General features: G+C 53.0%; 21 protein-coding genes and 2 tRNA genes. 13 read left to right on the top strand and 10 right to left on the bottom strand.

Going from position 1 to position 21,017, the window contains the following annotated elements; all coding sequences use genetic code 11:
* The first annotated feature begins 110 nt into the window (after nt 1-110).
* The 7 genes from OGV65_RS23175 (at nt 111) to cysM (ending at nt 6,736) form a co-directional block, all read left to right on the top strand.
* Entirely contained in the window at nt 111-767 is a 657-nt protein-coding gene (locus OGV65_RS23175) for a FadR/GntR family transcriptional regulator (protein ID WP_047499839.1), read from the top strand.
* A gap of 174 nt (nt 768-941) precedes the next feature.
* Nucleotides 942-1,733 carry an SDR family oxidoreductase UcpA gene (ucpA, locus tag OGV65_RS23170; RefSeq protein ID WP_016153934.1) on the top strand — a complete coding sequence of 264 codons (792 nt, stop codon included), beginning with the start codon at nt 942-944 and terminating at the stop codon, nt 1,731-1,733.
* A 156-nt stretch (nt 1,734-1,889) separates the two neighbouring features.
* Complete coding sequence (locus OGV65_RS23165) at nt 1,890-2,906, top strand: sulfate ABC transporter substrate-binding protein (protein WP_016153933.1); 1,017 nt, start codon at nt 1,890-1,892, stop codon at nt 2,904-2,906.
* Complete coding sequence (gene cysT, locus OGV65_RS23160; RefSeq protein WP_003038061.1) at nt 2,907-3,740, top strand: sulfate/thiosulfate ABC transporter permease CysT; 834 nt, start codon at nt 2,907-2,909, stop codon at nt 3,738-3,740.
* On the top strand, nt 3,740-4,615 hold the full coding sequence (gene cysW, locus OGV65_RS23155) for a sulfate/thiosulfate ABC transporter permease CysW (RefSeq protein WP_016153932.1): 876 nt from the start codon (nt 3,740-3,742) through the stop codon (nt 4,613-4,615). The genes cysT and cysW overlap by 1 nt, the downstream gene beginning before the upstream one ends.
* Nucleotides 4,605-5,702: a sulfate/thiosulfate ABC transporter ATP-binding protein CysA gene (gene cysA / locus OGV65_RS23150; RefSeq protein ID WP_016153931.1), complete on the top strand. Its 1,098-nt coding sequence runs from the start codon at nt 4,605-4,607 to the stop codon at nt 5,700-5,702. The genes cysW and cysA overlap by 11 nt, the downstream gene beginning before the upstream one ends.
* 122 nt (nt 5,703-5,824) lie before the next feature.
* Complete coding sequence (gene cysM, locus OGV65_RS23145) at nt 5,825-6,736, top strand: cysteine synthase CysM (RefSeq protein WP_279263867.1); 912 nt, start codon at nt 5,825-5,827, stop codon at nt 6,734-6,736.
* 91 nt (nt 6,737-6,827) lie between these two features.
* Here the strand turns inward: cysM and OGV65_RS23140 are convergent, their stop codons facing one another.
* Complete coding sequence (locus tag OGV65_RS23140) at nt 6,828-7,544, bottom strand: type 1 glutamine amidotransferase (protein WP_279263868.1); 717 nt, start codon at nt 7,542-7,544, stop codon at nt 6,828-6,830.
* A 13-nt stretch (nt 7,545-7,557) separates the two neighbouring features.
* Nucleotides 7,558-8,850 carry a MocR-like B6 salvage transcription factor PtsJ gene (gene ptsJ / locus OGV65_RS23135; protein WP_279263869.1) on the bottom strand — a complete coding sequence of 431 codons (1,293 nt, stop codon included), beginning with the start codon at nt 8,848-8,850 and terminating at the stop codon, nt 7,558-7,560.
* An 82-nt stretch (nt 8,851-8,932) separates the two neighbouring features.
* Here ptsJ and pdxK point away from each other — a divergent pair, with 82 nt between their 5' ends.
* Together pdxK and OGV65_RS23125 are read left to right on the top strand one after the other, a co-directional pair.
* Nucleotides 8,933-9,799: a pyridoxine/pyridoxal/pyridoxamine kinase gene (pdxK, locus tag OGV65_RS23130; protein ID WP_047499829.1), complete on the top strand. Its 867-nt coding sequence runs from the start codon at nt 8,933-8,935 to the stop codon at nt 9,797-9,799.
* Nucleotides 9,796-10,035: a hypothetical protein gene (locus tag OGV65_RS23125; RefSeq protein WP_016153926.1), complete on the top strand. Its 240-nt coding sequence runs from the start codon at nt 9,796-9,798 to the stop codon at nt 10,033-10,035. The genes pdxK and OGV65_RS23125 overlap by 4 nt, the downstream gene beginning before the upstream one ends.
* Nucleotides 10,036-10,111: 76 nt before the next feature.
* Here the strand turns inward: OGV65_RS23125 and crr are convergent, their stop codons facing one another.
* From crr to cysZ, 5 genes are all read right to left on the bottom strand, one after another.
* Nucleotides 10,112-10,621: a PTS glucose transporter subunit IIA gene (crr, locus tag OGV65_RS23120; RefSeq protein WP_000522253.1), complete on the bottom strand. Its 510-nt coding sequence runs from the start codon at nt 10,619-10,621 to the stop codon at nt 10,112-10,114.
* Between the two features lie 40 nt (nt 10,622-10,661).
* A complete protein-coding gene (ptsI, locus tag OGV65_RS23115; RefSeq protein ID WP_016153925.1) occupies nt 10,662-12,389 on the bottom strand; it encodes a phosphoenolpyruvate-protein phosphotransferase PtsI in 1,728 nt (575 codons plus the stop codon).
* Nucleotides 12,390-12,434: 45 nt separating this feature from the next.
* A complete protein-coding gene (ptsH, locus tag OGV65_RS23110; protein WP_002913505.1) occupies nt 12,435-12,692 on the bottom strand; it encodes a phosphocarrier protein Hpr in 258 nt (85 codons plus the stop codon).
* A gap of 383 nt (nt 12,693-13,075) precedes the next feature.
* Nucleotides 13,076-14,047 carry a cysteine synthase A gene (gene cysK, locus OGV65_RS23105; RefSeq protein WP_005121957.1) on the bottom strand — a complete coding sequence of 324 codons (972 nt, stop codon included), beginning with the start codon at nt 14,045-14,047 and terminating at the stop codon, nt 13,076-13,078.
* 163 nt (nt 14,048-14,210) lie between these two features.
* Nucleotides 14,211-14,972, bottom strand: coding sequence for a sulfate transporter CysZ (gene cysZ, locus OGV65_RS23100; RefSeq protein ID WP_286455490.1), 762 nt, complete (start codon nt 14,970-14,972; stop codon nt 14,211-14,213).
* A gap of 230 nt (nt 14,973-15,202) precedes the next feature.
* On the opposite strand from cysZ, the gene zipA reads away from it, so the two are divergent.
* The 3 genes from zipA (at nt 15,203) to OGV65_RS23085 (ending at nt 18,490) form a co-directional block, all read left to right on the top strand.
* Complete coding sequence (gene zipA / locus OGV65_RS23095) at nt 15,203-16,183, top strand: cell division protein ZipA (RefSeq protein WP_047499827.1); 981 nt, start codon at nt 15,203-15,205, stop codon at nt 16,181-16,183.
* A 71-nt stretch (nt 16,184-16,254) separates the two neighbouring features.
* The gene (ligA, locus tag OGV65_RS23090) at nt 16,255-18,270 is read left to right on the top strand and encodes an NAD-dependent DNA ligase LigA (RefSeq protein ID WP_049282268.1); all 2,016 of its coding nucleotides are present in this window, start codon (nt 16,255-16,257) and stop codon (nt 18,268-18,270) included.
* A 1-nt stretch (nt 18,271) separates the two neighbouring features.
* On the top strand, nt 18,272-18,490 hold the full coding sequence (locus tag OGV65_RS23085; RefSeq protein WP_016153921.1) for a DUF3820 family protein: 219 nt from the start codon (nt 18,272-18,274) through the stop codon (nt 18,488-18,490).
* On the opposite strand, the gene OGV65_RS23080 is transcribed toward OGV65_RS23085, so the two are convergent.
* A complete protein-coding gene (locus tag OGV65_RS23080) occupies nt 18,487-19,485 on the bottom strand; it encodes a bile acid:sodium symporter family protein (protein WP_016153920.1) in 999 nt (332 codons plus the stop codon). The two genes, OGV65_RS23085 and OGV65_RS23080, sit on opposite strands and share 4 nt — an antisense overlap.
* Before the next feature lie 89 nt (nt 19,486-19,574).
* Here OGV65_RS23080 and OGV65_RS23075 point away from each other — a divergent pair, with 89 nt between their 5' ends.
* Nucleotides 19,575-20,501, top strand: coding sequence for a LysR family transcriptional regulator (locus OGV65_RS23075; protein WP_016153919.1), 927 nt, complete (start codon nt 19,575-19,577; stop codon nt 20,499-20,501).
* A gap of 234 nt (nt 20,502-20,735) precedes the next feature.
* Here OGV65_RS23075 and OGV65_RS23070 read toward each other — a convergent pair.
* Together OGV65_RS23070 and OGV65_RS23065 are read right to left on the bottom strand one after the other, a co-directional pair.
* Nucleotides 20,736-20,811 (bottom strand) — tRNA-Lys (locus OGV65_RS23070).
* Between the two features lie 4 nt (nt 20,812-20,815).
* Nucleotides 20,816-20,891 (bottom strand) — tRNA-Val (locus OGV65_RS23065).
* Between the last annotated feature and the right edge of the window lie 126 nt (nt 20,892-21,017).

The following is a 21,017-nucleotide window of genomic DNA, read 5'->3' as shown; positions in this document are numbered from 1 at the left end:
TAATTTGAATAATAGGGGCTATAATCTTACCATAACAGTATATTAAGCAATCTAACTTATTAGATTATTTATACTCATCAGTTTTGCAGCACTTTAATCCGAGAGTGTTTATGGATAACAAAAACGAACTGTTTGAAAGTATTAAAAATTATCTGCTTGATGATGCTAACCGCAAAGCTGATGGTCGCATTGAAACTGAAACTGAGCTTGCCGTTCGTTTTAATACATCAAGATATAAAGTTCGTCAGGCGCTTAGCACACTGGTACAGATGGGAATGTTGGAACGATCTCCTCGTCGTGGCAGCGTCTTGAAGAATTTGGAACAGCACAACATAAATCACCAGTTGTTAATGCAGTTTGATTTGTCTGGGTTTGATATCACAGAATTTACAGAGGCGAGGATCCTGATTGAATGCGCGATTATCCCTCTGGCAACGCGTAGAATTTTCCCGGCGATGCTCTCCAAACTTGAAAATGAGCTAAGGCTTATTGAAGAGAATGCGGATAACCCCCAGGTGGCCGATCGTCACGATAGAGATTTTCATTTGCTCTTGCTACAGGCGAGTGGCAACCGGGTGCTGCAGGTTTTCTCTGATGTCCTCATTACTTATTTTGAGAAAACAAGGGAGTCGTTACCTGCGAACGATCGTCAGTATTTTCTTGATACGGCGGCAAAACAGAGGGAAATACTGCTTCATATTAAAAAAGGGGATGCGCAGATGGCATCGGAGTTGATGAGAGCACATTTGCTGGAAAAACGGCTGTAAGTCTTCTGTTAATCTGGTCAGAGCATGTTTACCGTTGGGTCCCCGCAACGCCGGGGATTTTTTTTACCTGAGATTAACCTGATTTAGTGAGCTATTCCTCAGCACTTATTTGTTATTGCTGTATCTTCTGCGTGAATGAAGCGAATGCTTCATATTCAAAAGGAGAATATTGAAATGGGAAAACTCACGGGCAAAACAGCATTGATTACGGGCGCATCTCAGGGTATTGGCGAAGGGATCGCCAGAACATTTGCCCGCCATGGCGCGAACCTAATCCTGCTGGATATCTCCGATGAGATTGAAAAACTGGCGGATGAGTTGGCTGGGCGCGGGCACCGTTGCACCGCCGTACACGCTGACGTCAGAGATTTTGCGTCGGTCACGGAAGCGGTAAAACGCGCGAAGAAGATTGAAGGCAAAATCGATATTCTGGTCAACAATGCGGGCGTATGTCGCCTCGGCAACTTCCTTGATATGAGCGATGAAGATCGCGATTTCCACATTGATATCAACATTAAAGGCGTCTGGAACGTGACGAAAGCCGTTCTGCCGGAGATGATTGCGCGCAAAGACGGGCGCATCGTAATGATGTCCTCTGTGACCGGCGATATGGTTGCCGATCCGGGCGAAACGGCCTACGCGCTGTCGAAAGCCGCAATCATCGGTTTGACCAAATCTCTGGCGGTGGAATACGCGCAGTCCGGCATTCGCGTTAATGCTATTTGCCCGGGCTACGTTCGTACGCCGATGGCGGAAAATATCGCTCGTCAGTCTAATCCGGAGGATCCTGAATCCGTATTAGTCGAAATGGCAAAAGCGATCCCGATGCGCCGCTTGGCCTGCCCACTTGAGGTTGGTGAACTGGCGGCATTCCTGGCGTCGGATGAGTCCAGTTACTTGACTGGCACGCAAAACGTGATTGATGGCGGCAGCACCCTGCCTGAAAGCGTTAGCGTCGGCGTCTGATTGATGCCGGTCTCCTCCCCGTGTGCTGGGGAGGAGGTACCCTTATTCTCTTTTCAACTTTCAAATCATCAAACGGTATATAAAACCGTTACTCCTTTAGCACTGGTTATAAATATGATGACCATAAGAAAGTCATTAAATTTATAAGGGTGCGCAATGGCCGTTAACTTACTGAAAAAAAGAACCCTGACGCTGGCAGCAATGCTGTTGCTGGTGGGTCAGGCGCAGGCAACGGAGCTGCTGAACAGTTCATACGATGTCTCTCGCGAGCTGTTTGCCGCCCTTAACCCGCCGTTTGAACAGCAATGGGCGAAGGATAACGGCGGTGACAAACTGACGATTAAACAATCTCATGCCGGGTCATCAAAACAGGCGCTGGCGATTCTGCAGGGGCTGAAAGCCGATGTGGTGACCTATAACCAGGTGACCGATGTACAGATCCTGCATGACAAAGGCAAGCTGATTCCGGCCGACTGGCAAAGCCGTCTGCCGAATAACAGTTCGCCATTCTATTCCACCATGGCGTTTTTGGTGCGTAAGGGTAATCCGAAGAATATCCACGAATGGAACGACTTGGTTCGCCCGGACGTGAAACTGATTTTCCCGAATCCGAAAACCTCCGGTAACGCGCGTTATACCTATCTGGCTGCGTGGGGCGCGGCAGATAAAGCGGATGGTGGGGATAAAGCCAAAACTGAACAGTTCATGACCCAGTTTCTGAAAAACGTGGAAGTGTTTGATACCGGCGGTCGCGGGGCAACCACCACATTCGTGGAACGCGGCCTGGGCGATGTGCTGATCACCTTTGAATCAGAAGTGAACAACATCCGTAAACAGTATGAAGACCAGGGCTTCGAAGTGGTGGTGCCGAAGGTCAACATTCTGGCGGAGTTCCCGGTGGCCTGGGTAGATAAAAATGTGCAGGCTAACGGTACTGAAAAAGCGGCAAAAGCGTACCTGAACTGGCTGTACAGCCCGCAGGCGCAAACCATCATTACCGATTTCTACTACCGCGTGAATAATCCGCAGGTGATGGACAAACTGCAGGATAAATTCCCGCAGACCGAACTTTTCCGCGTGGAAGACAGGTTTGGCTCGTGGCCTGAGGTAATGAAAACGCACTTTGTCAGCGGCGGTGAGTTGGACAAACTGTTGGCGGCGGGGCGTAAGTAAATGTTTGCTGTTTCTTCCCGACGCGTGCTGCCCGGCTTTACCTTAAGTTTGGGCACCAGCTTACTGTTTGTCTGCCTGATTTTGCTGCTGCCGCTTAGCGCGCTGGTGATGCAATTGGCGCAAATGAGCTGGGCGCAATACTGGGATGTGATTACCAACCCGCAGGTGGTGGCGGCTTATAAAGTGACGCTGCTGTCGGCGTTTGTGGCGTCGATTTTTAACGGCGTGTTTGGTTTGCTGATGGCGTGGATCTTAACCCGCTATCGCTTTCCGGGCCGTACGCTGCTGGATGCGCTGATGGATCTGCCGTTTGCGCTGCCTACGGCGGTAGCAGGTCTGACGCTGGCATCGCTGTTTTCGGTCAACGGTTTCTACGGCGAGTGGCTGGCGAAGCTGGATATTAAAGTGACCTACACCTGGCTTGGCATTGCGGTGGCGATGGCTTTTACCAGCATTCCATTCGTGGTGCGTACCGTGCAGCCGGTGCTGGAAGAGTTAGGTCCGGAGTATGAAGAAGCGGCGGAAACGCTCGGCGCTACGCGCTGGCAGAGCTTTCGTAAAGTGGTACTGCCGGAGCTGTCTCCCGCGCTAGTCGCGGGCGTTGCGCTCTCGTTTACCCGCAGCCTCGGTGAGTTTGGCGCGGTTATCTTTATCGCCGGAAACATCGCATGGAAAACGGAAGTGACCTCGCTGATGATTTTTGTTCGTTTGCAGGAGTTTGACTACCCGGCCGCCAGCGCGATTGCATCTGTGATCCTCGGGGCTTCGTTGCTGCTGCTGTTTTCAATTAACACCCTGCAAAGTCGCTTTGGTCGACGCGTGGTAGGTCACTGATGGCAGACATTACCCAATTGAAACGTTATGGCGCACCCCGCATCAACTGGGGGAAATGGTTTCTGATCGGCACGGGCATGCTGGTATCCGCGTTTATTTTGCTGGTGCCGATGGTTTACATCTTCGTGCAGGCGTTCAGCAAGGGGTTGATGCCGGTATTACACAACCTGGCTGATCCGGACATGCTGCACGCCATCTGGCTGACGGTGCTGATTGCGCTGATTGCGGTGCCGGTAAACCTGGTGTTTGGCGTGTTACTGGCCTGGCTGGTGACCCGCTTTAACTTCCCTGGACGCCAGTTGTTGCTCACGTTACTGGATATTCCGTTTGCCGTTTCACCGGTGGTCGCCGGCCTGGTCTATCTGCTGTTTTACGGCTCTAACGGCCCGCTTGGCGGATGGCTGGATGAACACAACCTGCAAATTATGTTTGCCTGGCCGGGAATGGTGCTGGTGACGGTGTTCGTGACCTGTCCGTTTGTGGTGCGCGAACTGGTGCCGGTGATGTTAAGTCAGGGCAGCCATGAAGATGAGGCGGCGGTTCTGCTTGGCGCCTCCGGCTGGCAAATGTTCCGTCGCGTTACGCTGCCGAATATCCGTTGGGCATTGCTGTACGGTGTGGTGCTGACCAACGCCCGTGCGATTGGCGAGTTCGGCGCGGTATCGGTGGTTTCTGGCTCGATTCGCGGTGAAACCTTGTCTCTGCCGCTACAGATTGAATTACTGGAGCAGGACTACAACACAGTCGGCTCCTTTACCGCCGCGGCGCTATTAACGCTGATGGCGATTATTACCCTGTTTTTGAAGAGCATGTTGCAATGGCGCCTGGAAAACCAGGAGAAACGCGCGCAGCAGGAGGAAAATCATGAGCATTGAGATTGCCAATATTAAGAAGTCTTTTGGTCGCACCCAGGTGCTGAACGATATCTCGCTGGATATTCCTTCAGGTCAGATGGTCGCCCTGTTGGGGCCTTCCGGATCGGGCAAAACTACGTTGCTGCGCATCATCGCCGGGCTGGAGCATCAGTCCAGTGGGCATATCCGTTTCCACGGCACTGACGTCAGTCGTTTGCACGCCCGCGACCGTAAGGTGGGGTTCGTGTTTCAGCACTATGCGCTGTTTCGTCATATGACCGTTTTCGACAATATCGCTTTTGGTCTGACTGTTCTGCCACGGCGGGAGCGCCCGAATGCGGCGACGATCAAAGCAAAGGTGACCAAACTGCTGGAGATGGTTCAACTGGCTCATCTGGCGGACCGTTTCCCGGCACAGCTTTCCGGTGGGCAAAAGCAGCGCGTGGCGTTGGCGCGTGCGCTGGCGGTAGAGCCGCAGATCTTGTTGCTCGACGAGCCGTTTGGCGCGCTCGATGCTCAGGTGCGTAAAGAACTGCGTCGCTGGCTACGTCAGTTGCATGAAGAGCTGAAGTTCACCAGCGTGTTTGTTACCCACGATCAGGAAGAAGCGACGGAAGTCGCAGACCGCGTGGTGGTGATGAGCCAGGGTCATATCGAGCAGGCCGATGCGCCCGATCAGGTATGGCGCGAACCGGCTACCCGTTTTGTCCTGGAATTTATGGGTGAAGTTAACCGCCTGCAAGGGACGATTCGCGGTGGACAATTCCACGTGGGCGCACATCGCTGGCCGTTGGGCTATACGCCTGGCTATCAGGGTCCGGTGGATCTGTTCCTGCGTCCGTGGGAAGTGGACGTCAGCCGTCGTACCAGTCTGGATTCACCGTTGCCGGTACAGGTGCTGGAAGCCAGTCCGAAAGGACACTACACCCAATTAGTTGTGCAACCTTTGGGGTGGTATAACGAACCGCTGACGGTGATTATGCAGGGCGATGATTCCCCGAACCGCGGCGAACGTCTGTTTGTTGGGCTGCAAAATGCGCGTTTGTATAATGGCGACCAGCGTATTGAAACGCGTGAAGAGGAACTTGCCCTGGCGCAAAGTGCCTGATAGGTTAATTCGTATAGTTATCATCCGGTGGCGCTGCGCTTACCGGGCTTAACGGGTGGTGCATGACCTGTAAGCCGGGNGGGTAAGCGCAGCGCCACACGGCATTTTATTGAGCTGAAAACGTGAACACATTAGAACAAACAATTGGCAATACGCCTCTGGTGAAATTACAACGTCTGACGGCGGATAACGGCAGTGAAATTTGGGTCAAGCTGGAAGGCAATAATCCCGCAGGTTCAGTGAAAGACCGCGCGGCGTTGTCGATGATCGTTGAAGCGGAAAAGCGCGGGGAAATTCAGCCTGGCGACGTGCTGATTGAGGCCACCAGCGGTAATACGGGTATTGCGCTGGCGATGATTGCCGCGCTGAAAGGCTACCGCATGAAGCTCCTGATGCCAGACAACATGAGCCAGGAGCGACGTGCGGCGATGCGTGCTTACGGGGCTGAACTGGTTCTGGTGACCAAAGAGCAGGGGATGGAAGGGGCGCGTGATTTAGCCCTTGAGATGGCGCAGCGCGGAGAAGGTAAACTTCTCGATCAGTTTAATAATCCTGATAACCCGTATGCGCACTACAAGACTACCGGACCCGAAATCTGGCAGCAGACGTCAGGCCGTATTACCCATTTCGTCTCCAGTATGGGGACGACAGGCACCATTACCGGCGTATCGCGTTTTCTGCGTGAACAGGAAAAACCCGTCACCATCGTTGGCCTGCAGCCGGAAGAAGGCAGTAGTATTCCGGGCATTCGTCGCTGGCCAGCGGAATATATGCCGGGCATTTTCAACGCCTCGCTGGTGGATGAGGTGCTGGATATTCATCAGAACGATGCGGAAAACACCATGCGTGAACTGGCCGTTCGCGAAGGGATTTTTTGCGGAGTGAGTTCTGGCGGCGCGGTTGCGGGCGCGTTACGCGTGGCGCGCGCGACACCGGGGGCGGTGGTGGTGGCGATTATCTGCGATCGCGGCGATCGCTACCTTTCCACCGGGGTCTTTGGCGAAGAGCATTTCAGCCAGGGATTAGGTATTTAATTTGTCGGCCTGATAAGCGTAGCGCTAGCAGGCAACCGTACGGCACGCTCGCCGGATGACGACGCAAAGCGTCTTCTCCGGCCCGCACTGTTCAATCGTTACGTTTTTCTACCAACTTATCAAGGAATTGCCACAGCGTCTCATTCATCTGCTGGTAATCCCAGGTGCGCATCTCTTCAACAGCGCGAATAAAGCGTTTCCCTTTCGCTTCGGCCAGTTCTTGCTCAGAGTGCTGAATTAATCCTTCGACCGCTTCGGCGGTAAACTCCATATGGCACTGAAAACCATAGACAAAATTACCGTATTGCACGATTTGTCGCGGACATCCCTCGCTTGTGGCAAGAATTGTCGCCTGGTCGGTCAATCCCGGCATGTCATTGTGCCAGTGACCCACGTTGAGCGGTGAGCCGAAATGGCTGAACAACGGATGCTGTTGGCCTGCCTCGGTCAGGGCGATCGGATAGTGACCAATCTCTTTTTCCGGGCTTTGGCACACCTTCGTGCCCAGTGCTTCGCCGATTAACTGCGACCCCAAACAGATCCCCACCACGATTTTACGTGCCGCAATCGCCTGGTTTATCAGATGCTGCTCTGCCTGAGAGTCAAAGTATGGGCACTCTGCGAGCGTGGTGCGGGGTGACTGCGGCCCACCAAATACCACCAGCATATCGAAGCCATCGGCATTAGCGGGAACAGTTTCTCCGGCGTAAACGCGCGACCAACTGATGGTATAGCCGCGTGATTCGGCCCACGGCAGGTACGCGCCAGCAGATTCGAAAGACTCATGAATAACAAAATGAACTCGCACTTTTCCTCTCCTGTTAGCGCTTTAGCGCCTGATGGATATCAGTCGCCAGCTTATCAATGTCGCTGTCTGCTAATGTTGACAGTGTAATGCGCAGGCCATGCGCAGGCGTATTGACGCCAAATACTTCGCCTTCACGTACCAGCCAGCCGGACTTTGCCAGCGCAAAAGCGATCGCCTGGCTGTTATCTTCTAGCGGCAGCCACAGATTAAGACCGTCGCTGTCGGGCAGCGTAATGCCATGAAGCCGCAGAGCCGCTGCCAGCTTTTGCTGCTGGGCGGCGTAAAACTGCTGAGTTTGCGCCAGCGTGTGTTGATAAGTCTCGTCACTCAGGCAGGCGCAGGCCAGATCCTGCAGCAGATGGCTAACCCACTGACTGCCGGCGTTGAGCCGTAAACGCAGTTTCGCGGAAGTGAGTGGATCGCTGGCGACGATGGCCAGGCGTAAATCCGGGCCTAATGTTTTCGACATTGAGCGAACAATCGCCCAGTGCGTGGTTTCCTTCGCAATCACCGGATACCAACGGCATGCGGACAGCAGCGCAAAGTGGTCGTCGACGATCACCAGCGTCTGCGGATAGCGGGCCAGGATTTCCTGCAATTGCGCCGCGCGGGATGCGCTCAGACTGCATCCTGTCGGATTATGGGCGCGCGGCGTCAGAATCACCGCCTGCGCGCCTTTCTGTAGCGCGATTTCCAGCATGTCTGGCTGCATGCCTTCGCTGTCAACGTTGACCGGACTGGCGGAGAATCCGGCATAACGCAGCATGTTGATGCTGCTCAAAAAGCATGGATCTTCTACCACAACGCTGTCGCCAGGCAGTAAATGGGCGCACAGCAGCCGCTCAATGGCATCAATGGCGCCGCTGGTGATATCAATTTCTCCCTTGGCTGGCATCGCATCTTGCATCCATTGTGCGGCCCACGCCTTAAGGCCGGGTGATACAGCGGCATCACCGTACAAACGAGGATTCTTATTTATTTGCGCGAAATAACGGCTGAGGTCGGGAAGACGCGCGGGGGCTGGATTACCGCCGGAAAGATCGATAAGCGCGGTATCCGGATTGCCGCCTTCCAGCGCAACGGGGGCTGAAATCCCCTTGATTACCGTGCCGTTACGTCCCTGGCTTTGTGCCAGCCCGGAGGTGACCAGGCGTTTATAAGCCGCCGCGACAGTATTACGATTAACGTTCAATGCTGTTGCCAGTTCACGCACCGGCGGCAACGTTTCTCCTGCTGCCAACGTGCCTGTAGCGACATGTTGACGAATACTGTCAAAAATTTCGTTAGCGGTTTTTCCGTCGATCATTATTGACCTATGACAAAATGAATTTTAGCATATGACGATAATAGTGAGGCGTAAGCCCGCTGTCCAGCGAGAGGAGAAATTTATGGAGCAGGGGAGTGATATTCAGTCAGTGCTCTTCGGCGACAAGCATCGGGCGTTACAGACCGATATCGTCGCCGTCCAGTCACAGGTGGTTTATGGCAGCGTAGGCAACAGCATCGCCGTTCCGGCCATTAAAGCGCAGGGATTACGCGTGACGGCAGTGCCAACGGTGCTGTTCAGCAATACCCCGCATTATGAAACATTTTACGGCGGCGTTATTCCGGCCGACTGGTTTAGCGGGTATCTCCGCGCCTTGAATGAGCGTGATGCTTTGCGCGAGCTGAAGGCGGTGACGACAGGCTATATGGGCAGTGCAGAGCAAATCGCTCTGTTAGCACAGTGGCTGAAAACGGTGCGGGCTACGCATCCGACAGTGTGCATTTTGGTCGACCCGGTGATTGGCGATACGGACAGCGGTATGTATGTAAAAGCTGAAATTCCGCAGGCCTACCGTCAGCACCTGCTACCGCTGGCTCAGGGACTGACGCCAAACGTGTTTGAACTGCAAATGCTGAGCGGAAAGCCGTGTCGTACGCTTGATGAAGCCATCACGGCGGCGCAATCGCTGCTTACCGAAACGCTGAAATGGGTGGTGATCACCAGCGCGCCGGGGGATAGCGAAGATATTATTAACGTGGCGGTAGTGACGGCTGAAACGGTTGAGGTGTTCGCTCATCCACGGGTTAAAACGGACCTGAAGGGAACTGGCGATCTGTTTTGTGCTGAGCTGGTGAGCGGTATTGTGCTGGGTAAAGCGCTGACAACCGCGACGCACGATGCAGCTCAGCGCGTACTGGAAGTGATGAAATGGACCAATCTGTGCGGTTGTGATGAGTTAATTCTGCCACCGGCAGGGGAGGCGCGATGAAGAGTTACCGGCTGGTGGTTCGCCAGAATGGGCGTATGGTTGGACATTTTGACACCAGCGGGGCAACGGCGCTGGAAGATATCTGTGTGGCGCGGGCCATGTTTGGCATCGCGGGTGGCTACAATTGTGAACTGTTAGTGGCGGATTCGGAGCGACGGATGCTGGAAAGCGGGCCGGAAGGGATGAAAATCCTGATGCGCGAGGCGTGTTACCGACCGGTCACCTCACAAATTTAGCGCTATCCGGCAGATTTTGAGGTCTGCCAGATAAAAAAATGGCGCCATCAGGCGCCATTCTTCTCTGCAGCAAGAATTACTTCTTGATGCGGATAACCGGAGTTTCACCCACTGTCACGCTACCGGACAGTTTGATCAGCTCTTTGATTTCGTCCATGTTGGAGATAACAACCGGAGTCAGGGTAGACTTGGCTTTTTCTTCCAGCAGCGGCAGATCGAATTCAATAACCGGGTCGCCCACTTTAACGCGCTGACCTTCTTCAGCGATGCGCTTAAAGCCTTCGCCTTTCAGTTCAACGGTATCAATACCGAAGTGAACAAACAGCTCAATGCCGCTGTCGGATTCGATAGAGAAAGCGTGGTTGGTTTCAAAGATTTTGCCGATGGTGCCATCAACAGGGGCGACCATTTTGTTACCGGTTGGTTTGATAGCGATGCCATCACCAACGATTTTTTCAGCAAAAACTACATCCGGCACGTCTTCGATGTTGACGATCTCGCCAGAGAGCGGAGCAACAATCTCAATAGTTCCGGTGTCTTTCTTATCATCAGAAACCAGAGATTTCAGTTTATCGAACAAACCCATGATCTTCTCCTAAGCAGTAAATTGGGCCGCATCTCGTGGATTAGCAGATTGTTTTTTCTTCAATGAACTTGTTAACCAGCGTCATTAACTCGTCCGTTGTCGGTTGAGCAAGAGCCTGCTCTGCTAACACCTTCGCATCTTCGAAGTTCGTGTTACGGATAATCTTCTTAATGCGCGGGATAGAAATGGCGCTCATAGAGAATTCGTCCAGACCCATCCCCAGCAACAGAAGTGTAGCACGTTCGTCGCCTGCAAGCTCACCACACATGCCAGTCCATTTGCCTTCTGCATGAGAAGCATCAATAACTTGCTTGATCAGCGTCAGCACAGATGGCGACATCGGTTGGTAAAGGTGTGAAATCATATCATTACCACGGTCAACTGCCAGGGTGTACTGCGTTAAATCATTGGTGCCGATACTAAAGAAATCAACTTCTTTGGCTAAATGACGCGCAATTGTTGCCGCTGCCGGTGTTTCCACCATCACGCCAATCTCAATGCTTTCGTCAAATGCTTTACCTTCGTCGCGCAGTTCCTGTTTGTAGATTTCGATCTCTTTGCGTAGTGCGCGCACTTCTTCAACAGAGATGATCATTGGGAACATGATGCGCAGTTTGCCGAAAGCAGAGGCGCGCAGGATAGCGCGAACCTGATCACGCAGGATCTCTTTACGATCCATGGCGATACGTACGGCACGCCAGCCCAGGAACGGGTTCTCTTCTTTCGGGAAGTTCATGTACGGCAGCTCTTTATCGCCGCCGATGTCCATGGTACGGACGATGACCGCCTGAGAGCCACAGGCTTCAGCAACGGCTTTATACGCAGCAAACTGTTCTTCTTCAGTCGGCAGCGATTCACGGTCCATGAACAGGAATTCGGTGCGGTACAGACCAACACCCTCGGCGCCATTACGCTCAGCGCCTTCAACGTCACGAACGGTACCGATGTTGGCGCAAACTTCTACCTGATGTCCGTCCAGCGTGATAGCCGGGAGATCTTTCAGCTTAGCGAGTTCCGCTTTTTCGGTAGCAACCTGCTCCTGAACGGCGCGCAGTTGCTCAATAACTTCGTTGGTCGGATTGACGTAAACCTGGTTGTTTACGGCATCCAGAATCAGATAGTCGTCGTTTTTAACCTGAGAGGTGACGCTACCCGTACCTACGATGGCAGGCAGTTCCAGAGAACGCGCCATGATAGAAGTATGGGAAGTCCGTCCGCCCGCGTCAGTGATGAAACCCAGCACCTTGTTCAGGTTCAGCTGTGCGGTTTCTGACGGGGTCAGGTCTGCGGCTACCAGGATAACTTCTTCCTGAATAGCGCTCAGGTCGATAATAGCCAGACCCAGGATGTTACGCAGCAGGCGTTTACCGATGTCACGTACGTCAGCCGCACGTTCTTTCAGGTATTCATCATCCAGCTCTTCAAGGGCTGTGGCCTGACCTTCGATAACTTCATGCGCAGCTGCATCAGCCGTCATGTGCTTATCTTTAATCAGGGCTATGATTTCCTGCTCCAGCTCCTCATCTTCGAGCAGCATGATATGCCCTTCAAAGATGGCTTCTTTTTCTTCACCGAACGTTTCACCAGCTTTGGTTTTGATCGCTTCCAGTTGCGCAGATGCCTTGGCACGACCGCTCAGAAAACGTTCAACTTCCTGATCAACCTTGTCGGCAGAAATTTTTTTCCGGTCAATGACGATCTCGTCTTCTTTCAGCAGCAATGCTTTACCGAAAGCGATACCCGGGGATGCTAAAATGCCTGAAATCATAACCCTACCTTACTTGTGACTGATATTTAAAAGAACTCGTTGAACTTACTCGAGTTCAGCCATCAGTTTAACCAGATGCTCAACTGCTTTCTGCTCGTCTTCACCTTCTGCGGACAGGGTGACAACGGTACCCTGAGTCAGGCCCAGAGTCTGCAGTTTAAACAGGCTTTTGGCGCTAGCGCTTTTGCCGTTGGAAGTCACAGTAATTTCAGAAGTAAAGCCTTTTGCTTCTTTAACAAACTGAGCAGCAGGGCGAGTATGCAGACCGTTCGGAGCGGTAATGGTAACTTCTTGCTGGAACATTATATTTCCCCAACTTATAGGTTTAGTGTTGTGGAACTAAAGTCTAGCCTGGCGGTTCAACTTTAGCCTGTATTGTTAGCATCGGCGTAAACTGGACGCGACACAAAAGGAGTTCGGTGCAATCCGTTGCTGGCAACTTCTTGCCGCTGACGTTTCGTTCGTCATTAAACATTATGCCGCGAAAGGAAGAGTTGAACCAAATCATAAAATCGATTCAGCTAGCGCTTTTCCTGTAACGATTAATTTCGCGCATCAAAATAATTAGTTTGGTTAAATACCAGTTCCGGCGGGTTGAATCAATGCCAGGAGAGTTGAAAATTTGAAGCAGGCCACAAAAAAGCACCCCAAAGGGTGCTTTTTTACGCGTTTTTAACATGCTGGCATTACTGTTGCAGTTCTTTCTCTGTGAAGAGATCGGCAAACAATGCAGTGCTCAGATAACGCTCACCCGATGACGGTAGGATAACCACAATATTCTTATTGGTAAAGGATTCATCTTCCTGGAGCTTAAGCGCGGCAGCCACGGCTGCGCCAGAAGAGATCCCCGCCAGAATACCTTCTTCTTCCATCAGGCGGCGCGCGGTAGAAATAGCTTCATCATTGGTGATGGCAACGACTTTATCAATAAGCTTCAGATCAAGGTTGCCAGGAATGAAGCCCGCGCCAATACCCTGAATTTTATGCGGGCCAGGTTTGAGTTCTTCACCCGCCAATGCCTGGGCGATAACAGGGGAGTCAGTAGGTTCTACCGCGACGGTGATCAGATCGGTTTTGCCTTTAGTGCCTTTAATGTAACGGGTCACGCCAGTTAGCGTGCCGCCGGTGCCGACGCCGGAAATAAAGACATCAACCTGGCCATCGGTATCTTCCCAGATTTCCGGGCCGGTGGTTTTTTCGTGAATTTCCGGGTTCGCCGGGTTGCTGAACTGCTGCAGCAGCAGGAATTTTTCCGGATCGCTGGCTACGATTTCTTCCGCTTTCTGAATTGCGCCCTTCATACCTTTTGCGCCTTCAGTCAGCACCAGGTTCGCGCCCAGCGCTTTTAAGAGCTTGCGGCGCTCAATACTCATGGTTTCCGGCATGGTCAGAGTCAGTTTGTAACCACGGGCGGCGGCAACGTAGGCCAGCGCAATCCCCGTGTTGCCGCTGGTCGGTTCTACCAGCTCAACGCCCGGTTTCAGTACACCACGTTTTTCGGCATCCCAAATCATATTGGCACCGATACGGCATTTGACGCTAAAGCTTGGGTTGCGTGATTCCACCTTCGCCAGAATGCGTCCGTTACCGATACGGTTCAGTCGAACCAGCGGCGTATGACCGATAGTCAGCGAGTTATCTTCAAAAATCTTACTCATGGCCTGTCCTTAACTGTATGAAATTGGGATACCGCTTCAGCATACCTGTTGAGAAAGTATGGGGAAGTAAGGAATTCGCATATCTATATGCTGATGAGAAATAATGCGTAGCAGTATGGAATAAGAGCGGGCATAAGCCAGCCCGCGTTTACACATTTTTGCATTACTTCCATAACGCATGCTTAGCACGATAGCAGTCTACCCACATCGCCGTGGCACCACAAACCGCTACCGGCATGATGAACAGATTGAGCACCGGAATCATGGTGAACAGGCTGGTCAATGCGCCAAACTGCATATTGGTCACTTTGCGCGTGCCCAGCGCGACGCGCATCTCCTTAAAAGGCACTTTATGGTTATCAAAAGGATAATCGCAGTACTGAATAGCCAGCATCCACGCGCTGAACAGGAACCACAGGACTGGGGCGACGGTCTGCCCAATGCCTGGAATAAAATAGAGGATCAGCAACACGAAGGCGCGCGGGAGATACCACGCCAGCTTTTGCCATTCGCGTTTCATAATGCGCGGAACGTCTTTCATAATGCCGAGAATGCCGGTGTCGGGCGGTGTTGCGCCCGTTAAGCGCGCTTCCAGCTGTTCAGCCAGCAGACCGTTAAACGGTGCGGCGATCCAGTTGGCGATAGTGGAGAACAGGTAGCCGAACACCAACAGCACGGAAATGGTCACAATAGGCCACAGTAAATAGCTGAGCCACTGAAGCCAGTCAGGGACGTGACTCATCAGCGCGGGAACCCAGTTACCGAGTTGTGTAAATAACCACCAGAATGCGCCGCCCATTAGCAGGATATTCACCAGCAAAGGCAGAATAACAAAACGACGAATGCCCGGTTGGGTAATGAGCTTCCATCCCTGAGAAAAGTAATAAAGGCCGCTGCGAGGTACAACTGCAGATGATGAAACCATGGTCAGGACGTACTCCTTGTTATATAAGCTCTGGTAAACTGTGCGTATCTTACCGGGTTGTTGAGCGTTAAGCTGTTCGGAAATGTTCGAAAAAACAGCAAAAAGCACAATTTTGTTCATCTTTATGCCGTGAAAGCCAAGAGTACACTTGCACTTGGCGTAATCGACAAATACTCTTAGTGAGTAAATGTTTGCCGTGGTGGCAAGGTGTTAGAACAACAGAGAATATAATGATGCAGGATTTGCGTCTGATATTAATCATTGTTGGCGCGATCGCCATAATCGCTTTACTGGTACATGGTTTTTGGACTAGCCGTAAAGAGCGGTCTTCTATATTCCGCGATCGCCCACTGAAACGCATGAAGTCTAAACGTGAAGACGAGGATTCGTTCGACGACAACGTCGAGGAAGACGAAGGCGTGGGCGAAGTTCGCGTTCATCGTGTGAATCATGCTCCCGGTAATGCGCAGGAACATGGTGTTCCTCCTCAGTCGCCGCAACACCAGTACCAGCCGCCTTATGCGTCTGCTCAGCCGCGTCAGCCTGCGCAGCAGCCTGCACAAGCGCCGGTACCGCCGCCGCATGTTCAGCAGCCGCAGCAGCCGGTGCAACATCAGCCTGTTCAGCAGCCACCTGTGCAGCAACCTGTTGCCCCGCAGGTTCAGCAACCTGCTCAGCAAGCACCGCAACCTGCGCCGCAGACCTTCCAGCCAGCAGAGCCTGTCGTTGAACATCAACCGCAGCCCGAGCCGGTAGTAGAAGAAGCGCCTGTTGCTGAAAAACCGCAGCGTAAAGAAGCGGTCATCATTATGAACGTTGCTGCTCATCATGGTAGCGAGCTCAACGGGGAAGTGCTGCTCAACAGCATTCAGCAGGCCGGTTTCAAATTTGGCGATATGAATATTTTCCATCGTCATTTGAGCCCGGATGGCAGCGGTCCGTCGCTGTTCAGCCTCGCTAATATGGTTAATCCGGGAACGTTTGACCCAGAAATGACCGGCGACTTCAGCACCCCTGGCGTGACTATTTTTATGCAGGTTCCGTCCTACGGGGACGAGCTGCAAAACTTTAAGCTGATGCTGCAGTCCGCACAGCACATTGCCGATGAAGTGGGTGGTGTGGTGCTCGACGATCAACGTCGCATGATGACGCCGCAGAAACTGCGCGAGTATCAGGACCGCATCCGCGAAGTTAAAGAATCTCTCGCCTGATTTTCCTCTGGCGTGACATTTCCTTTCTAAACCCCCGCCTGTCGGGGGTTTTTTATCATTGATGGTGCGATATGGAATCAATCGAACAACAACTGACAGAACTGCGAACCACGCTTCGCCATCATGAGTATCTCTACCATGTGATGGACGCGCCGGAAATTCCTGATGCGGAATACGATCGCCTGATGCGCGAACTGCGCGAGCTGGAAGCGCAGCATCCGGACCTTGTTACCCCCGACTCGCCAACCCAACGCGTTGGCGCAGCACCGTTAACCGCGTTCAGCCAGATTCGCCATGAAGTGCCGATGCTGTCGCTGGATAACGTGTTTGATGAAGAGAGTTTTCTCGCTTTCAACAAGCGCGTGCAGGACAGGCTAAAGAGTACCGATAAACTGACCTGGTGCTGTGAACTGAAACTGGACGGCCTGGCGGTGAGTATCCTGTATGAAAACGGTGTGCTGGTCAGCGCTGCAACGCGTGGTGATGGCACCACGGGTGAGGATATTACCTCTAACGTGCGCACCATTCGCGCAATCCCGTTAAAACTGCGTGGCGAAAACATCCCTTCACGTCTGGAAGTGCGCGGTGAAGTGTTCCTGCCACAGGCCGGATTTGAAAAAATTAACGAAGAGGCCCGCCGCACTGGCAACAAAGTGTTTGCTAACCCGCGTAACGCGGCGGCCGGTTCATTACGCCAGCTCGATCCACGTATCACAGCGAAGCGACCGCTTACTTTCTTTTGCTATGGCGTTGGTGTGTTGGAAGGCGGCGTGCTGCCAGATACCCATCTGGGCCGCCTGCTGCAATTTAAAGAGTGGGGCCTGCCGGTAAGCGATAGAGTGGCGCTTTGCGACTCCCCGGAGGAAGTACTTGCTTACTATCACAAGGTTGAAGAAGACCGACCAACGCTGGGATTTGATATCGATGGCGTGGTGATCAAAGTCAACTCTATGGCGTTGCAGGAGCAATTGGGCTTTGTTGCCCGCGCGCCGCGCTGGGCTGTGGCCTTTAAGTTCCCGGCGCAGGAGCAGATGACTTTCGTACGCGATGTTGAGTTTCAGGTTGGACGTACCGGGGCGATTACGCCCGTCGCCCGCCTTGAGCCGGTCCAGGTTGCCGGGGTGCTGGTCAGTAACGCAACGCTGCATAACGCTGATGAAATCGAGCGTCTGGGGTTGCGTATTGGCGATAAAGTCGTCATTCGCCGTGCGGGCGATGTCATCCCGCAGGTGGTGAACGTCGTGCTTTCTGAACGCCCGGAAGATACCCGCGAAATTGTGTTTCCAGCGCATTGTCCGGTTTGTAACTCTGATGTTGAACGTGTGGAAGGCGAAGCGGTCACTCGCTGCACCGGCGGTTTAATCTGTGGAGCACAGCGTAAGGAATCGCTGAAACACTTTGTTTCCCGCCGCGCGCTCGACGTTGACGGTATGGGCGACAAAATTATCGATCAACTGGTCGAGAAAGAGTATGTCCACACGCCGGCGGATCTTTTCACCCTGACCGCCGGTAAACTGACGGGGCTTGATCGTATGGGGCCGAAGTCGGCGCAAAACGTGGTCAACGCGCTGGAAAAAGCGAAAGAAACCACGTTTGCCCGTTTCCTCTATGCGCTAGGCATTCGTGAAGTCGGCGAAGCTACGGCTGCTGGTCTGGCGGCGTATTTTGGCACGCTTGACGCGCTGGAAGCCGCTTCCATTGAAGAGCTGCAAAAAGTGCCGGATGTCGGCATTGTGGTGGCGACGCACGTGTTTAATTTCTTCGCCGAAGAGAGCAACCGCGAGGTGATTGTTCAACTGCTGGCGCAGGGGATCCACTGGCCAGCGCCGGTGGTCATTAACGCTGAAGAAATCGACAGCCCCTTCGCAGGTAAAACGGTAGTGCTGACCGGGAGTCTGAGCCTGATGTCGCGCGATGACGCCAAAGCGAGACTGACCGAGTTAGGTGCAAAAGTGGCCGGTAGCGTGTCGAAGAAAACCGATCTGGTGATTGCCGGTGAAGCGGCGGGTTCGAAACTGGCAAAAGCACAGGAACTGGGTATTGCCGTGATCGATGAAGCTGAAATGATCCGCTTACTGGGTGCCTGAGATGGAAAAAGAGCAGCTGGTTGACATCGCTAATACTGTGATGCCCTTTGGCAAATATAAAGGGCGTCGGTTGATTGATGTCCCGGAAGAGTATCTGCTGTGGTTTGCCCGTAAGGATGAATTCCCGCCGGGCAAGCTTGGCGAGCTGATGCAAATCACGCTGCTGATTAAAACTGAGGGGCTGACGCAACTGGTGCAGCCCCTGAAACGTCCTCTTTAAGCCTTCGCGGCGCGGCTTTTCTGTTGCGCCTGCAATGCGTCCGTCTGTTGCTTGTAGCGACGCGCCAGCACGGCGCACACCATTAGCTGTATTTGATGGAAGATCATCAACGGTAGCACCATCATCCCAATCACCGAAGTTGGGAACAAAATATTTGCCATTGGGATCCCGTTCGCCAGGCTCTTTTTCGAACCGCAGAACACAATGGTGATTTCATCAGCTTTGTTAAAGCCGCATTTGCGCGCAACAAAGACATTTATGCCAATCACGATTGCCAGCAGTATGATGCTGACCACCACGATAAACAGCAGTGAACCCACCCCCACTTTGTGCCAGATCCCGTTAACGACGGCTTCACTGAAGGCGGAGTACACCACCAGCAAAATAGAGGATTGATCCGTTTTCGCGATCCATTTTTTATGTCGAGAAACCCAGTTTCCAATCCACGGACGTGAAAGGTGACCCAGCACGAACGGCAGCAGCAGCTGCAACATGATTTTACCCACCTGCTCCAGGCTGCCTTCTGCGCCGTGCATATTCATCACCAGCCCTACCAGCAGCGGCGAGAGAAAAATACCCAGTAGGCTGGAGGCCGAAGCAGAACAAACGGCGGCGGCAACGTTACCGCCCGCCAGCGACGTAAAAGCGATGGCTGACTGCACAGTGGCAGGCAAAATACACAGGTACAGGAAACCGGTGTACAGCATCGGGTCAACGTTGACCGGTGCCCACCAGGCGAACAGAACGCCCAGAACCGGGAAGACAACAAACGTGCTGCACATCACCCACAGATGCAAACGCCAGTGGCTACCACCGGCAATAATGGCTTCACGCGAGAGTTTCGCCCCGTGCATAAAAAACAGCAGGGCAATGGCGGCGGTGGTTAAGCCTTCAAAGAAAGGCACAAAACCACCTTCGGCCGGGAAAAAGGACGCCAGCAAAACAACGGTTATCAGCGTTATCGTGAACGGATCAAGAATACGAAAAAGTTTCATAAAGACTCCTGAAATTCGGTAGTAACATTTTGCTTTTTTCCGTTTGAGAAATAAAATTGATTTATTGCATCCATATATGAATCGAATAGATGAATTACTCTCTGCGTCAGTTGCGTATCTTTGTCACCGTCGCTCAGGCCAAAAGCTTTAGCCGGGCGGGGGATATCATCGGCTTAAGCCAGTCGGCGGTCAGCCATAGTGTAAAAGAGCTGGAAGGGCAGACGGGTGTGCGGTTATTGGACAGAACGACGCGGGAAGTGGTACTGACGGAGGCCGGACACCAGTTGGCGGCGCGGCTGGAACGTATTCTGGATGAATTGCATAGCACGCTGCGCGAAGCCGGACAGGTAGGAACGCAGTTAACCGGCACGGTGCGGGTTGCCGCCAGCCAGACGATCTCTGCTCATCTTATTCCGCAGTGTATTGCCCAGAGTAATCAGCTTTATCCGGCTATCGATTTTGTGCTGCACGACCGGCCACAGCAATGGGTGCTGGAGAGTATTCGCCAGGGAGAAGTGGATTTTGGCATTGTGATTGATCCCGGCGCAGTCACCGATTTGCAGTGTGAAGCCGTGCTGTCCGAACCGTTCCTGCTGCTGTGTCGCCAGGATCATCCGTTAGCCCAACGAGAGTGGGTGAACTGGCAGGATTTGTATCACGAACGCCTGGTGCTACAGGATTATGCTTCCGGTAGTCGACCGCTGATCGACGCTGCGCTGGCCCATTTTTCCATTGATGCCAATATCGTTCAGGAGATTGGCCATCCCGCCACGCTGTTTCCGATGGTTGAGGCGGGGATTGGCATCAGCGTGCTGCCCGCGCTGGCGCTCCCCTTACCGCAGGGCAGTCACTTGCAGGTTAAGCGCCTGACGCCGGTTGTTGAACGGCAACTGATGCTGGCCCGACGTAAAAACCGCTCTTTATCAACCGCTGCTCAGGCGCTGTGGGATGTGGTACGTATGCAGGCCAGTGAATTAACCGCAGCCCGCGCCCGCGATCCGTTGTATCAGTTATAACGCTCACACTGGTGGTTATCAGAGGGGAAATGGTTCTTCTCTGCATAGTAAAAAGGCGCCTTTAGGGCGCCTTTTTACATTGGTGGGTCGTGCAGGATGACTCGCTTCGCTCGCCCTTCGGGCCGTCGCCGTAAACGGCTCCGTTGTCTCACTGCGTTCGACTCGACCTGCTGCAGGTTCGAATCTGATAAATTGCAGATAGCAAAAAGGCGCCTTTAGGGCGCCTTTTTACATTGGTGGGTCGTGCAGGATTCGAACCTGCGACCAATTGATTAAAAGTCAACTGCTCTACCAACTGAGCTAACGACCCGAAGTGGTGGGTGATGACGGGATCGAACCGCCGACCCCCTCCTTGTAAGGGAGGTGCTCTCCCAGCTGAGCTAATCACCCCCGCTGTGTGGAGTCGCATTATAGGGAGAGTTGAAAATGAGTCAACGCATTTTCTAAAGAAATTGTTCGTTCGTCGTAAATTTAAACAAAACGATCGCAAAACAGTCCGTGCGGCATGATTTGTAT

The organism is Citrobacter sp. Cb004 (genome assembly GCF_030337065.1).
GTDB lineage: Bacteria > Pseudomonadota > Gammaproteobacteria > Enterobacterales > Enterobacteriaceae > Citrobacter > Citrobacter braakii.
The sequence above is the reverse complement of the archived record's forward strand: the minus strand, read 5'-3'. Positions and strand labels throughout refer to the sequence as shown.

Excerpts from the sequence above, each read along its gene's own strand:
- OGV65_RS23175 (WP_047499839.1), top strand. The coding sequence starts at position 111 with ATGGATAACAAAAACGAACTGTTTGAAAGTATTAAAAATTATCTGCTT.
- ucpA (WP_016153934.1), top strand. The coding sequence starts at position 942 with ATGGGAAAACTCACGGGCAAAACAGCATTGATTACGGGCGCATCTCAG.
- OGV65_RS23165 (WP_016153933.1), top strand. The coding sequence starts at position 1,890 with ATGGCCGTTAACTTACTGAAAAAAAGAACCCTGACGCTGGCAGCAATG.
- cysT (WP_003038061.1), top strand. The coding sequence starts at position 2,907 with ATGTTTGCTGTTTCTTCCCGACGCGTGCTGCCCGGCTTTACCTTAAGT.
- cysW (WP_016153932.1), top strand. The coding sequence starts at position 3,740 with ATGGCAGACATTACCCAATTGAAACGTTATGGCGCACCCCGCATCAAC.
- cysA (WP_016153931.1), top strand. The coding sequence starts at position 4,605 with ATGAGCATTGAGATTGCCAATATTAAGAAGTCTTTTGGTCGCACCCAG.
- ptsJ (WP_279263869.1), bottom strand. The coding sequence starts at position 8,850 with ATGATCGACGGAAAAACCGCTAACGAAATTTTTGACAGTATTCGTCAA.
- pdxK (WP_047499829.1), top strand. The coding sequence starts at position 8,933 with ATGGAGCAGGGGAGTGATATTCAGTCAGTGCTCTTCGGCGACAAGCAT.
- OGV65_RS23125 (WP_016153926.1), top strand. The coding sequence starts at position 9,796 with ATGAAGAGTTACCGGCTGGTGGTTCGCCAGAATGGGCGTATGGTTGGA.
- crr (WP_000522253.1), bottom strand. The coding sequence starts at position 10,621 with ATGGGTTTGTTCGATAAACTGAAATCTCTGGTTTCTGATGATAAGAAA.
- ptsI (WP_016153925.1), bottom strand. The coding sequence starts at position 12,389 with ATGATTTCAGGCATTTTAGCATCCCCGGGTATCGCTTTCGGTAAAGCA.
- ptsH (WP_002913505.1), bottom strand. The coding sequence starts at position 12,692 with ATGTTCCAGCAAGAAGTTACCATTACCGCTCCGAACGGTCTGCATACT.
- cysK (WP_005121957.1), bottom strand. The coding sequence starts at position 14,047 with ATGAGTAAGATTTTTGAAGATAACTCGCTGACTATCGGTCATACGCCG.
- cysZ (WP_286455490.1), bottom strand. The coding sequence starts at position 14,972 with ATGGTTTCATCATCTGCAGTTGTACCTCGCAGCGGCCTTTATTACTTT.
- zipA (WP_047499827.1), top strand. The coding sequence starts at position 15,203 with ATGATGCAGGATTTGCGTCTGATATTAATCATTGTTGGCGCGATCGCC.
- ligA (WP_049282268.1), top strand. The coding sequence starts at position 16,255 with ATGGAATCAATCGAACAACAACTGACAGAACTGCGAACCACGCTTCGC.
- OGV65_RS23085 (WP_016153921.1), top strand. The coding sequence starts at position 18,272 with ATGGAAAAAGAGCAGCTGGTTGACATCGCTAATACTGTGATGCCCTTT.
- OGV65_RS23080 (WP_016153920.1), bottom strand. The coding sequence starts at position 19,485 with ATGAAACTTTTTCGTATTCTTGATCCGTTCACGATAACGCTGATAACC.
- OGV65_RS23075 (WP_016153919.1), top strand. The coding sequence starts at position 19,575 with ATGAATTACTCTCTGCGTCAGTTGCGTATCTTTGTCACCGTCGCTCAG.